This is a genomic window from Delftia sp. CH05 (assembly GCF_009827015.1).
In the GTDB taxonomy this organism is placed as follows: Bacteria; Pseudomonadota; Gammaproteobacteria; order Burkholderiales; family Burkholderiaceae_C; genus Comamonas; species Comamonas tsuruhatensis.
Genome location: NZ_WUMG01000002.1, coordinates 87,161 through 100,224, shown reverse-complemented (window position 1 = coordinate 100,224; position 13,064 = coordinate 87,161). Strand labels below are relative to the sequence as shown.

Below are 13,064 nucleotides of genomic sequence, written 5' to 3'. Positions count from 1 at the left end.
TCTAATCAACTGTTCCCCGTGAATACCCGTCCAGCCCCCACGTCCATCCAGCAGATGCTGCTGTTTCGCATCAACCGCTACTTTGGTGCGGCCGGCGGCGTGGCCATGCGCATGTGCGAGGCGCATTTCGGCATCACGCGCCGCGAGTGGGGCGTGATGGCCACGGTGGCTGCCAACGAGGGCCTGCTGTCGTCGGAGCTGGCCGAACGCGCGCAGCTGGACCGCGCACGCACCTCGCGCGCCCTCAGCGGGCTGGAGGAAAAGGGCTGGGTGCAGCGCAGCCCCCTGCCCGGCGACCGCCGCCGCGTGGCCGTGTCGCTGACGGCCGAGGGGCGGCGCATGTACGGCCTGATCCTGCCGCGCATGGCCCAGATCCACCTGGACCTGGTGTCCGTGCTCAGCGACGAGGAACTTGAACAATTCGACACCTTGCTGGCCAGGCTGCAGCGCCATGCGCTGACGCTGGAGGCAGAGGGCCGCTACGACGCCCTGCCGCGTGTGGACCGCGGACGGCACCGGCGCTGACACGCCGACGGCAAAGCCTGCCGCCATGCAGGGCCTGCGGGCGATGACACAATGCATGCCCATGCAATTTCCCTACGAACTGGCCGTCGGCTGGCGCTACACCCGGGCCGGGCGCGCCACGCGCCGCAACGGCTTCATCTCGTTCATCTCCGGCGTCTCCATGCTGGGCATCGCCCTCGGTGTCGCGGCGCTGATCATCGTGCTCAGCGTGATGAACGGCTTCCAGAAGGAAGTGCGCGACCGCATGCTCAGCGTGGTCTCGCACATCGAGATCTTCGCGCCCCAGGGCGCGGCGCTGCCCGATCTGGAGCGCACCATGCGCGAGGCGCGCGCCAACCCCGACGTGCTGGGCGCCGCCCCCTTCGTCGCGGCCCAGGCGCTGCTGGCGCGTGGCGAGGACATGAAGGGCACCCTGGTGCGCGGCATCGATCCGGCGCGCGAGGGCGAGGTCACCGACGTGGCCGCCACCAATGCCGAGGTGCTCAAGCGCCTGGTGCCTGGCGAGTTCAACGTGGTGCTGGGCGTGGAGCTGGCGCGCTCGCTGGGCGTACGCCAGGGCGACATGGTCACGCTGATCGCCCCGGGCGGCCAGGTCACGCCGGCCGGCGTGGTGCCCCGCCTCAAGCAGATGCATGTGGCCGGCACCTTCGACTCCGGCCACTACGAATACGACTCGGCCCTGGTGATGATGCATTACGAGGACGCGCAGCGCCTGTTCCGCCTGGAAGGGCCGACCGGCATCCGCCTGAAGCTCAAGGACCTGCACGAGGCGCCGCGCGTGGCCATGGAGCTGGCCCACACCATCACCGACCGCCTGCTGATCCGCGACTGGACCCAGCAGAACCGCACCTGGTTCGCGGCCGTGCAGCTGGAAAAACGCATGATGTTCATCATCCTCACGCTCATCGTGGCCGTGGCTGCGTTCAACCTCGTGTCCACGCTGGTGATGACGGTGACCGACAAGCGCGCCGACATCGCCATCCTGCGCACGCTGGGCGCCTCGCCGTCCAGCATCATGGGAATCTTCATGGTGCAGGGCGCCATGGTCGGCGTCATCGGCACCTTCGCGGGCTTGCTGCTGGGCCTGGGCATCGCCTTCAACATCGATGTCATCGTGCCGGCCATCGAGCGCCTGCTGCATGCCAACTTCCTGCCCAAGGACATCTACCTGATCAGCAAGATGCCCAGCGATCCGCAGTACAGCGACATCATGCCCATCGCCGTGATCTCCCTGGTCCTGGCCTTTGTCGCCACCATCTACCCGAGCTGGCGCGCCAGCCGCGTGAACCCCGCCGAGGCGCTGCGCTATGAATGAAGTGAATGTGATGCCCGGTTTCGAAGTGTCCCAGCAGGGCGCCGTGGTCCTCGATGCGCGCGGCCTGACCAAGCGCTTCGCCGAAGGACGGCTCAACGTGCAGGTGCTGGCAGGTGTCGACCTGCAGGTGCGTGCGGGCGAGACGCTGGCCATTGTCGGCGCCTCGGGCTCGGGCAAGAGCACGCTGCTGCACCTGCTGGGCGGGCTGGATGCCCCCACCAGCGGCAGCGTCACCCTCAAGGGCGAGCCCCTGCATGAACTCAGCGCCCAGAAGCAGGGTGCGCTGCGCAACAGGCACCTGGGATTCATCTACCAGTTCCACCATCTGCTGCCCGAATTCAGCGCCCAGGACAACGTGGCCATGCCGCTGCGCATACGCCGCGACGACCGGGCCGAGTGCATGGAGCGCGCCGCACGCATGCTGGCGGCCGTGGGCCTGGGCGAACGCATGCTGCACCGGCCGGCCGAGCTGTCGGGGGGCGAGCGCCAGCGCGTGGCCATTGCCCGCGCCCTGGTCACGCAGCCTGCCTGCGTGCTGGCCGACGAGCCCACCGGCAACCTGGACCGCAGCACGGCCGACACCGTGTTCCGCCTGATGCTGGAGCTGGCGCGCAGCCATGGCACGGCCTTTGTGATGGTCACGCACGACGAGCAGCTCGCGGCGCGCTGCGACCGCATGGTGCGCCTGGTGCAGGGACAGCTGGCCTGACCCTGTACTGGGTCCTGCATGCGCCGTCCTGCGCGCTCCGGCGTCAGGCCATGCGCAGCAGCTTGCCGCCCATGTGCGGCGTGCGCACAGGCACCACGGTGGGCGCTGGCGCCGCCTTGATCTGCGGGGCCTCGGGAACCATGGCCGCCGGCAGCGACTTGCGCACGGGTTGCGCGCGGGGCGTGTCGCCGATGTTTACGCTCTGGGCCGTCAGGTCGGCCGTGACCTCGCGCAGCCGCGCAGACTGCGCCATGGAGGCCTGCACCACGTCGCCCATGATGGCCGTGACCTGGTGGGAGGAATCCACGATTTCCTGCATGGTCCCGCCGGCCTGTCGCACCTGCTCGGCGCCCAGAGCCACCTGCTCCACCGAGGTGTGGATGAGCTGCTTGATCTCCTTGGCGGCGGCAGCACTGTTCTGCGCCAGTGCCCGCACCTCGCCGGCCACCACGGCAAAGCCCCGGCCCTGCTCGCCGGCGCGGGCCGCCTCCACGGCGGCGTTCAGCGCCAGGATATTGGTCTGGAAGGCGATGCCGTCCATCACGCCGATGATGTCGTTGATCTTGCGCGAGCTGGCGCTGATGGACTCCATGGTGCCCATGACCTCGTGCACCGTGCGCCCGCCCTGCTCGGCCACCCGGCAGGCCTGGCGGGCCAGTTCATTGGCCTGGCCTGCGTGCTCGGCGCTTTCGCTCAGGCCCTGCATGGCCTCGCCCAGGGTCTGCGCGGCCGTGAAGCGGCGCGTGATATCGCGGGCGTACTTGACTACCTTGAAGGGCCGGCCGTCGGCATCGAGGATGGGGTTGTAGCTGGCCTCGATCCAGACCTGGCGGCCGTGCTTGCCGATGCGCAGGTACTGGCCTGCATCGTGCTGGCCGCTGCCCAGCTTGCGCCAGAACTGCGCGTATTCGGCGCTTTGGCGCTCATGGGGCTGGACGAACATGCTGTGGTGCCGCCCGACAACCTCGTCCAGCGTGTAGCCCATGGCTTGCAGGAACAGGCGGTTGGCATGGAGGATGTTGCCGTCCAGGTCGAACTCGATGATGGCCTGCACCTTGGAGATGGCCGCCAGCTGGCCTTCGGCATCGGCGTTGCGGCGCTGCTGCTCGGTGATGTCGGTGGCGTACTTCACCACCTTGAAGGGCCGGCCATGCCGGTCGAAGATGGGGTTGTAGCTGGCCTGCAGCCAGACATCGCGCCCATCCCTGGCGATGCGCCGGTAGCGCCCCGCATCGTGGATGCCGCTGCCCAGGCGCTGCCAGAACCGGGCGTATTCGGGGGATTCGCTGACCTGGCTGTCCACGAACATGCGGTGGTGCTGGCCGATGACCTCGTGCTCCTCGTAGCCCATGGTGTCCAGGAAGTTCTGGTTGGCAGCCAGCACATGGCCTTGCAGGTCGAACTCGATCACCGCCTGGGACTTGTGTATGGCGGCCAATTGCCCGTCAAGCTCCGCCTTGCGGCGTGCGCCACCGAGGTCCAGGATTCGACTCCATGCTGAGCGCTTCATGGGAATTCCTCTCTCCAAAGCATGCCGGCCGGTGATGCGGGAGCCCGATGCGGGGTGTAAGTGTTACTTTATGTATTTTTATGGAGGCGCAAGCCATTCGTGTATTGATTTTGTCAAACGGAGCTGACTCGCAATAAGCCAAGGGTTTGCCCTTGCTCCGGGCCTCGTCTGCCCCTTGGACGGGCGCCGCCCGGGCCGGTGGCATGATGCGGCCATGCCCGCCTGGATAGACACCCACTGCCACCTCGATGCCCCCGAATTCGACGCCGACCGCGACGCCGTGCGCGCCCAGGCGGCCGAGACAGGCGTTGCGCATCTGGTGATTCCGGCCGTGGCGCGCGAGCACTGGGACACCGTGGTGGCGCTGGCGCGGCGCCATGGCGACAGCTATGCGCTGGGCATCCATCCGCTGTACACGCCCAATGCCCGCGAGCAGGACATTGCCGCATTGCGCGAGACGCTGGACCGGCTGCGTGGCGATCCCCAACTGGTGGCCGTGGGCGAGATCGGGCTGGACTTCTTCGTGCCGGGGCTGGACGCACAGCGGCAGGTCTGGTTCTACGAGCAGCAGATCGCGCTGGCGCGCGAGTTCGATCTCCCGGTCATCCTGCATGTGCGCAAGTCCAGCGACCGGCTGCTCAAGACCCTGCGCGCGCGGCCCGTGGCGGGTGGCATTGCCCATGCCTTCAACGGCAGCGTGCAGCAGGCCCAGGCCTTCATCGACCTGGGTTTCAAGCTGGGCTTCGGCGGCGCCGTGACCTATGACCGCGCGCTCAGGCTGCGCGAGCTGGCAGCCAGCTTGCCGCTGGACGCGTTGGTGCTGGAAACCGATGCCCCCGACATTCCGCCGCACTGGCTCTACACCACGGCCGGGCAGCGTGCCCAGGGCCAGGCCCAGGGCCGCAATACGCCGGCCGAGCTGGCACGCATTGCGGACGTGATTGCGCAGTTGCGCGGCATCACGCTCCAGGCCCTGGCCGAGGCCACGGGCCGCAACGCGCGGGCCACGCTGCGCGGCCTGCCCGCCATGGCCTGAGCCTGGGCCGCGCATGCCCATCAGCGGTCTTGCCGCCCGCAGCAAGCAGCCCGGCGAGTGCTGGGCGACAATGCCGGCCATGTCCTTGACCGTTTCCGATCTGCGGCCCGCGGATGCCCCGCGCTGGCAGGGCCTGGCGCCGGTGGCCGATGCGCGGACCCGGGCCCTGGTGCTGGGTAGCTTTCCGGGCCTGCGATCGCTGCAATTGCAGCAGTACTATGCCCATCCGCAAAACCAGTTCTGGCCCCTGCTCCAGGCCTTGTGGCCCGAGTATCCGCAGCCCGGCCGCGACGACTATGCGGGCTGCTGCGAATGGCTGCTGGCCCGGGGCCTGGGGCTGTGGGATGTGTACGCCAGCTGCGAGCGCGAAGGCAGCCTGGACAGCGCCATCCGCGCTGCCGAGGTGAACGACTTCGCTGCGTTGCGCACGCACTGCCCGCAGTTGAAGCTGGCCCTGCACAACGGTGGAGAAAGCTACAAGCACGCCGGCCGCACGCAGGCCCTGGGCCTGGCTGCCGTGAAGCTGCCATCGACCAGCCCGGCCAACGCGAGCTGGCGTTTCGAACGCAAGGTCCAGGCCTGGCGCGAGGCGCTGGCTCTCCATCAACTGCTCTGAATCTTTCCATTTTTCCCGACGTGATACGCAAGACCCGTGGCGCCGCCAAGGCCGCCCCTTCCTCTCCCGCCAACGCCGCAGATGCCGAGCTGCCCGAAGTCAGCGTCTCCGACGATGGCGATGTGCGCCACCTGCACCTGGGCACGCCCTGGATACAGGGCTCCATGCGCATACGCGAGCCCTTCGAGATCGAGCTGGAGTACGTGCAGCGCATGATGGGCTGGCTGCTGTTCATGGAACCCGCCAGCGTGGCCGGCCGCCATGCCATGCAGCTGGGCTTGGGCGCCGCGGCCATCACCAAGTTCTGCCACAAGAAGCTGCGCATGCGCACCACGGCCATCGAGCTGAACCCGCAGGTGCTGGCCGTGTGCCGCAGCTGGTTCAAGCTGCCGCCCGACAGCGACACGCTGCGCGTGGTGCTGGCCGATGCGGCCCAGGAAATCCGCAAGAGCCAGTGGCTGGGCACGGTCGATGCGCTGGCCGTTGATCTCTATGACCACGATGCGGCCGCGCCCGTGCTGGACAGCGCCGAGTTCTATGCCGATTGCCGCAATCTGCTGACCGAGGACGGCATCATGACCGTCAACCTGTTCGGCCGCACCTCCAGCTACGAGCGCAGCCTGGCACGCATGGCCGAAGCCTTTGGCGAAGAGGCCATGTGGGCCTTCCGCCCCACGCGCGAAGGCAACACCGTGGTGCTGGCCCAGCGCACGCCGCGCGCGCTCGACCCCGCAGCGCTGCAGGCCGCCAGCGCCCAGGTGCAGGCCCGCTGGGACCTGCCCACCACGCGCTGGCCCAAGATCTTCGTGCGGCCCTGGTAGAGCGGGCTGGCCGGGCAGGGAGGCCGGCAGGCTTACCATAGGGCGCAGTTCAGCTTCCGGCCCAACGCCATGTCCGACCCGACCTCCACCGCACAGCCCACAACCGCCGTCGCTCCGCGCAATCCTTCAGGGCCCCTGGACTGGCGCAGGCTGGTGCAGTGGCTGCAGGCCGACGGCGTGATCACGGCCGAAGAGGCCCAGCGCACCGTGGCGCGCTGCTCGCAGGCCGAGAGCACCCAGCACCCGCTGGTCCGGCTGGCCAACGTGGGCGTGGCCCGGGCCGGGGACGGGCGCGCGCTGGACATCGAGGAGCTGACCCAGTACCTGGCGAGCCGCAGCGGCCTGGCCTACCTGCGCATCGACCCGCTGCGCGTGGATGCGGGCCGCGTGGGCGAAATCATGAGCGCCAGCTATGCCGAGCGCCACAAGGTGCTGCCCGTGCAGGTGTCGCCGCAGGAAGTGGTGGTGGCCACGGCCGAGCCCTTCATCGACGACTGGGTGGCTGAGGTCGAGCGCCAGGCGCGCCGCAAGGTGCGCCGCGTGCTGGCCAGTCCGGTGGACCTCAAGCGCTACACGGGCGAGTTCTTCGCCTTGGCCAAGTCGGTGCGCGCTGCCGAGAAGGCCGGCGGTGCGGCCAGCGCGGCCAGCTTCGAGCAGTTGGTGGAGCTGGGCAACAGCAGCAAGCAGCTCGATGCCAACGACCAGGGCGTGGTGCGCGTGGTGGACTGGCTGTGGCAATACGCCTTCGACCAGCGCGCCAGCGACATCCACATGGAGCCCCGGCGCGACCAGGGCGTGATCCGCTTTCGCATCGACGGCGTGCTGCATCCGGTCTACCAGGTGCCCATGGGCGTGCTCAACGCCATGGTCTCGCGCGTGAAGCTGCTCGGGCGCATGGACGTGGTGGAAAAGCGCCGCCCCCAGGATGGGCGCATCAAGACCCGCAACCCGCGCGGCGACGAGGTGGAAATGCGCCTGTCCACGCTGCCCACGGCCTTTGGCGAAAAGCTGGTGATGCGGATCTTCGACCCCGACAACACGGTCAAGGACCTGGACGCCCTGGGCTTCACCAGCCATGACGCCCAGCGCTGGAACGAGCTGGTGCGCCGCCCGCACGGCATCATCCTCGTGACCGGTCCCACGGGCTCGGGCAAGACCACCACGCTGTACTCCACGCTCAAGCGCGTGGCCACGGAGGAGGTCAACGTCAGCACCGTGGAGGACCCGATCGAAATGATCGAGCCCAGCTTCAACCAGACCCAGGTGCAGACGCAGCTGGACTTCGGCTTCACCGAGGGACTGCGCTCGCTGATGCGCCAGGACCCGGACATCATCATGGTGGGCGAAATCCGTGACCTGGCCACGGCCGAGATGGCCGTGCAGGCCGCGCTGACCGGCCACCTGGTGTTCTCCACGCTGCACACCAACGATGCGCCCAGCGCCGTGAGCCGGCTGATGGAGCTGGGCGTGCCGCCCTACCTGATCAACGCCACGCTGTTGGGCGTGCTGGCCCAGCGCCTGGTGCGCACGCTGTGCCCGCAATGCAAGCAGCGCGACGAGGAGACTTCGGCCGCCACGCTGGCCGAGGCCGTGCGGCCCTGGAAACTGTCAGGCAGCTACCAGCCCTACAAGCCCGTGGGCTGCGTGGATTGCCGCATGACGGGCTTTCGCGGGCGCATGGGTCTGTACGAGTTGCTGACCGTGAGCGAGGCGCTCAAGCAGCAGATCCACACCTCGCCGTCCATGGATGCGCTGCGCCGCCAGGCCGTGCAGGACGGCATGCGTCCGCTGCGCCTGGCTGGAGCCCTGCGCGTGGCCGAAGGCGTGACCACGCTGCAAGAGGTCATGGCCAGCACGCCCCTGCTGGGCTGACTGGCGGATAAAAACGTAAGTGCCTGCTCTTGCGCAGGCCGTTGCCACTGATGGATGGGGTGCCTGGCATGGGCACCCTTTTTTCCTCATGCGGGTAGGACATGAGGGTATGCCCTTTGTAGGTGGAATCCACATTCGGACACAGTTTTTCTGAACGCAAAATCGCCGGGTCGTGATTCCGTAAGGAGACATTCTCGTGAAAATCAAGAGTCAGAAAGACTTTTTTTCCGGTGTGATGTTTTTGGTTGTCGGCCTCGCTTTTGCGATCGGCGCAACCAACTACACCATCGGCACCGGTGCCCGCATGGGCCCGGGCTACTTCCCGCTGATCCTGGGTGTGCTGATGTCCATTCTGGGCACGGCCATCTGCTTCTCCGGCCTGACCAAGGGCCCCTCCGGCGGTGACAAGATCGGCAAGTGGGCGTGGAAGCAGGTGTTCTTCGTCCTGGCCGCGAACTTTGCCTTCGGCATCCTGCTGGTCGGCGTTCCCAATCTGGGCATTCCCCAGTTCGGTCTGATCGTCGCCATCTATGCGCTGGTGTTCATCGCCAGCCTGGGCGGCCATAGCTTCAACTTCAAGGAAGTGGCAATTCTGGCCACCGTCCTTGCCGTAGGCAGCTATGTGGCCTTCGTGTGGGCACTGAATCTGCAGTTCCCCGTCTGGCCCAGCTTCATCACCGGCTAAGCAGGAGCATCGTCCGTGGAACTTTTTCAGAACCTGGCGACCGGCTTCGGCGTCGCCTTCACTTTCCAGAACCTGATCTACTGCTTCGTCGGCTGTCTGCTCGGTACGCTCATCGGCGTGCTTCCAGGCATCGGCCCCGTGGCAACGATCGCCATGCTGCTGCCAGCGACCTACGCCCTGCCTCCGGTGGCGGCGCTGATCATGCTGGCCGGTATCTACTACGGTGCGCAGTACGGTGGCTCGACCACCGCCATTTTGGTGAACCTGCCGGGTGAATCCTCGTCCGTGGTGACCGTGATCGACGGCTACCAGATGGCCAGAAAGGGGCGAGCGGGACCCGCTCTCGCTGCCGCAGGCATAGGCTCGTTCTTCGCAGGCTGCGTGGGCACCGTGATCCTGGCCGCCTTCGCGCCTCCGCTGACGGAAGTGGCCTTCAAGTTCGGCCCTGCCGAGTACTTCTCGCTGATGACCCTGGGTCTGATCGGCGCCGTGGTGCTGGCTTCGGGCTCGCTGCTCAAGGCCATTGCGATGATCGTGCTGGGCCTGCTGCTGGGCATGGTCGGTACCGACGTGAACTCCGGTGTGGCCCGCTACAGCTTCGACATTCCCGAACTGACCGACGGTATCGACTTCGTCGTGATCGCCATGGGCGTGTTCGGCTACGGCGAAATCATTGCCAACCTGTCCAAGCCCGAGGACGAGCGTGAAGTGTTCGCCGCCAAGGTGACGGGCCTGATGCCCACCGCCGAGGACTTCAAGCGCATGCTGCCTGCCATGCTGCGCGGCACGGCCCTGGGTTCTTCCCTGGGTATCCTGCCCGGTGGCGGTGCCATGCTGTCGGCCTTTGCTGCCTACACCATCGAGAAGAAGACCAAGCTCAAGCCGGGCGAAGTCCCCTTCGGCCAAGGCAACATCCGTGGCGTGTGCGCGCCCGAGTCGGCCAACAACGCAGGTTCGCAGACCTCCTTCATCCCGCTGCTGACGCTGGGCATTCCGCCCAACGCCGTGATGGCGCTGATGGTGGGCGCGATGACCATCCACAACATCCAGCCGGGCCCGCAGGTGATGACCAGCAACCCCGAGCTGTTCTGGGGCCTGATCGCCTCGATGTGGATCGGCAACCTGATGCTGATCGTGCTGAACCTGCCGCTGATCGGCGTCTGGATCAAGCTGCTGACCGTGCCCTACCGCTGGCTGTTCCCGTCCATCGTGCTGTTCTGCGCGATCGGCGTGTACGGTACCAACAACAACACCTGGGACGTGTGGATGGTGGGTATCTTCGGCTTCGTGGGCTATGTGTTCCACAAGCTGGGTGCCGAACCGGCTCCCTTGCTGCTGGGCTTCATCCTGGGCCCGATGATGGAAGAAAACCTGCGCCGTGCGCTGCTGCTGTCGCGTGGCGACTGGAGCGTGTTCGTGACCCGTCCGATCTCGGCCGGCCTGCTGCTCGCCGCCGTGGTGCTGCTGGTGGTGGTGCTGATGCCCGCAGTGAAGAACAAGCGCGAAGAAGCATTCGTCGAGGATTGATCGCCTCAGCGCTGCAACCATGTTGCTTGACGGCCCTTCGGGGCCGTTTTTTTTTGCGTCGACGAGAAATGCACGTGAAAGCTGTTGATCCCGGATGGCGGGAGGACGCAGCGCCCGTGCCTGCACAATAGCGCGCAGTCTTTCGAGGTCACGATGTCCCCACTTCTGTCATCCCAGCACCCGCTGCGCGTGCTGCTGCACAACGAGATCCATGCGCGTCCCGCCGAGGAAATGCAGGCGCCGCTGGCCATCACCCATGTGGTGATGCTCACCGATGCGGCCCAGCGCGAGGCCAGCCGCGCCCATGTGGCCACCCTGCTGCGCAACCACCACCTGCCCCCGCCCGATGCGGCGACCACGCATGTGCTCATCGATCTGGGCGCCTTTCACCTGCGCTGGGAGCTGCACACGGAATTCGTCTGCTGGACCTTCAGCAAGCCCATGTCGCAGGCCGGCATGGACGATGTGCGCGAGCCCGAGGCCGCCATCGACTACGTGCCGCGCGACTGGCTGGCTGCATTGCCTGGCCAGTGCCTGAGCGGCCTGCACCTGTGGGCCTTGCAGGAACAGGCGATCAACGAGCCGCACCTGGTGCGCCACCTGCTGCAGGAAGACACGCTGGTGGGCGCACGTGTGGCCGGCGATGCGGGCAAGGTCTACACGGACTTCGCCATCCATGCCGATGGCTTCTCGCGCATGCTGCTGCTGGCCGGCGAATCGCTGTCGCCGCGCCGCCTGGGGCGGCTGGTGCAGCGCCTGCTGGAGATCGAGACCTACCGCATGGCGGCCTTGCTGGGCCTGCCTGCCGCCCGCCAGGCCGCTGCCGTTCTGGCCACGGCCGAGCGGGACCTGGCGGCCCTGGCCCATTCCATCCGCCTGGCGGACCGCGATGCCGAGCCGGCGCTGCTGGACCGGCTCACGCGCCTGGCTGGGCAGGTGGAGAGCGAGTACGCCACCACGCACTCGCGCTTTTCCGCCAGTGCGGCTTATTTCGAGCTGGTGGACAAGCGCATTCAGGACATCCAGGAATCACGCATCGACGGCATACAGACCATCCGCGAGTTCATGGACCGGCGCCTGACGCCGGCGCGCAGCACCTGCGAATGGGCGGCGCGGCGGCAGAACGCGCTGTCCGAGCGCGTCTCGCGCGTCAGCAGCCTGCTGCGCACGCGCGTGGAGATCGAGCAGCAGCAAAGCAGCCAGCAACTGCTGGGCGCCATGAACCAGCGCCAGGACATGCAGCTCAAGCTGCAGTCCACGGTGGAAGGCCTGTCCGTGGCCGCCATCACCTACTACTTCACGGGCCTGATCAGCTATCTGGCCAAGGGCGCCAAGGCCCTGGGCTGGCCCTGGTCGCCGGAGAGCACGGCCGCCGTCGCCATTCCCGTTGTGGCGCTGGGTGTGTGGTGGTCCTTGCGCAGGCTGCACCACAGGCTGTTCCGTGGCCAGCACGGCGGCGGCGCGCATTGAAGGCAGCGCCAGGGGCTCGCCGGTGTGCCGACGAGTTCACGTTTTCTCACGTTTGGCGTGAAAGCGTCGAAGCCTCGCGCACAATGTGCGCTGCCGTTCTGCAAGGATCGAGCAAGGTTGTGTTTATTCAGGAGTGAGACATGGATCTGGGAATCGCGGGCAAGTGGGCCCTGGTATGTGGCGCCAGCAAGGGCCTGGGCTTTGGCTGTGCCAAGGCGCTGGCGCAAGAGGGTGTGAACCTGGTGATCAATGCGCGCAATCCCGAGGCCCTGCAGGAGGCCGCGGCCAGCCTTGCGGCCCTCGCGCCGCAGGTGAAGGTGCTGGCCGTTGCCGCCGACATCACCACCGAGGAAGGCCGTGCCGCCGTGCTGTCGGCCGCCGGCGGCCCGGGCGTGGATTTCGATATCGTCATCACCAATGCGGGCGGCCCGCCTCCCGGCGATTTCCGTGACTGGGACCGCGCGGCCTGGCTCAAGGCCGTGGACGCCAACATGCTCACGCCCATCGAGCTGATCAAGGCCACGGTGGACGGCATGGCGGCACGCGGCTTCGGCCGCATCGTCAACATCACGTCCAGCGCCGTGAAGGCGCCCATCGACATCCTGGGCCTGTCCAACGGCGCGCGCAGCGGCCTCACGGGCTTTGTGGCGGGCCTGGCGCGCAGCGGCATCGCGGCCAAGGGCGTGACCATCAACAACCTGCTGCCCGGCAAGTTCGACACCGACCGCCTGCGCACCACCTTCACGGCCGCCGCCAACAAGAGCGGCAAGAGCCTGGACGATGTGCGCCTGGTGCAGCAATCCCAGGTGCCGGCGCGCCGCTTCGGCACGCCCGATGAATTCGGCGCCATCTGCGCCTTCCTGTGCAGCGCCCACGCAGGCTACATGACGGGCCAGAACATCCTGCCCGACGGCGGCCTGTACGCAGGAACCTTCTGATGCGCCAGGGCACTGCGACCATGACCGCCTCCGGAGCCCG

Annotated in this window: 12 protein-coding genes; 11 read left to right on the top strand and 1 reads right to left on the bottom strand. The window is 67.3% G+C overall.

Going from position 1 to position 13,064, the window contains the following annotated elements; all coding sequences use genetic code 11:
* Nucleotides 1-54 precede the first annotated feature (54 nt).
* The 3 genes from GRX31_RS02280 (at nucleotide 55) to lolD (ending at nucleotide 2,549) form a co-directional block, all read left to right on the top strand.
* Nucleotides 55-525: a MarR family winged helix-turn-helix transcriptional regulator gene (locus GRX31_RS02280; RefSeq protein ID WP_016445728.1), complete on the top strand. Its 471-nt coding sequence runs from the start codon at nucleotides 55-57 to the stop codon at nucleotides 523-525.
* Nucleotides 526-586: 61 nt separating this feature from the next.
* The gene (locus GRX31_RS02275) at nucleotides 587-1,840 is read left to right on the top strand and encodes a lipoprotein-releasing ABC transporter permease subunit (protein ID WP_026062761.1); all 1,254 of its coding nucleotides are present in this window, start codon (nucleotides 587-589) and stop codon (nucleotides 1,838-1,840) included.
* On the top strand, nucleotides 1,833-2,549 hold the full coding sequence (gene lolD / locus GRX31_RS02270; RefSeq protein ID WP_013800885.1) for a lipoprotein-releasing ABC transporter ATP-binding protein LolD: 717 nt from the start codon (nucleotides 1,833-1,835) through the stop codon (nucleotides 2,547-2,549). The genes GRX31_RS02275 and lolD overlap by 8 nt, the downstream gene beginning before the upstream one ends.
* Before the next feature lie 43 nt (nucleotides 2,550-2,592).
* Here lolD and GRX31_RS02265 read toward each other — a convergent pair whose 3' ends face one another.
* A complete protein-coding gene (locus GRX31_RS02265; RefSeq protein ID WP_133072223.1) occupies nucleotides 2,593-4,059 on the bottom strand; it encodes a methyl-accepting chemotaxis protein in 1,467 nt (488 codons plus the stop codon).
* Between the two features lie 214 nt (nucleotides 4,060-4,273).
* Between GRX31_RS02265 and GRX31_RS02260 the strand changes: the two genes are divergently transcribed.
* The 8 genes from GRX31_RS02260 (at nucleotide 4,274) to GRX31_RS02225 (ending at nucleotide 13,024) form a co-directional block, all read left to right on the top strand.
* Nucleotides 4,274-5,095 carry a TatD family hydrolase gene (locus GRX31_RS02260; RefSeq protein ID WP_160851319.1) on the top strand — a complete coding sequence of 274 codons (822 nt, stop codon included), beginning with the start codon at nucleotides 4,274-4,276 and terminating at the stop codon, nucleotides 5,093-5,095.
* Between the two features lie 70 nt (nucleotides 5,096-5,165).
* A complete protein-coding gene (locus tag GRX31_RS02255; protein ID WP_160851517.1) occupies nucleotides 5,166-5,711 on the top strand; it encodes a DNA-deoxyinosine glycosylase in 546 nt (181 codons plus the stop codon).
* A 20-nt stretch (nucleotides 5,712-5,731) separates the two neighbouring features.
* On the top strand, nucleotides 5,732-6,532 hold the full coding sequence (locus tag GRX31_RS02250; protein ID WP_016445733.1) for a hypothetical protein: 801 nt from the start codon (nucleotides 5,732-5,734) through the stop codon (nucleotides 6,530-6,532).
* A gap of 69 nt (nucleotides 6,533-6,601) precedes the next feature.
* Entirely contained in the window at nucleotides 6,602-8,404 is a 1,803-nt protein-coding gene (locus GRX31_RS02245; RefSeq protein WP_016445734.1) for a GspE/PulE family protein, read from the top strand.
* A gap of 196 nt (nucleotides 8,405-8,600) precedes the next feature.
* The gene (locus GRX31_RS02240) at nucleotides 8,601-9,089 is read left to right on the top strand and encodes a tripartite tricarboxylate transporter TctB family protein (protein ID WP_160851317.1); all 489 of its coding nucleotides are present in this window, start codon (nucleotides 8,601-8,603) and stop codon (nucleotides 9,087-9,089) included.
* Nucleotides 9,090-9,104: 15 nt separating this feature from the next.
* The gene (locus GRX31_RS02235) at nucleotides 9,105-10,616 is read left to right on the top strand and encodes a tripartite tricarboxylate transporter permease (RefSeq protein WP_160851315.1); all 1,512 of its coding nucleotides are present in this window, start codon (nucleotides 9,105-9,107) and stop codon (nucleotides 10,614-10,616) included.
* 153 nt (nucleotides 10,617-10,769) lie between these two features.
* On the top strand, nucleotides 10,770-12,086 hold the full coding sequence (locus GRX31_RS02230) for a DUF3422 family protein (protein WP_016445737.1): 1,317 nt from the start codon (nucleotides 10,770-10,772) through the stop codon (nucleotides 12,084-12,086).
* 140 nt (nucleotides 12,087-12,226) lie between these two features.
* On the top strand, nucleotides 12,227-13,024 hold the full coding sequence (locus GRX31_RS02225) for an SDR family oxidoreductase (protein WP_016445738.1): 798 nt from the start codon (nucleotides 12,227-12,229) through the stop codon (nucleotides 13,022-13,024).
* The last annotated feature ends 40 nt before the right edge of the window (nucleotides 13,025-13,064 follow it).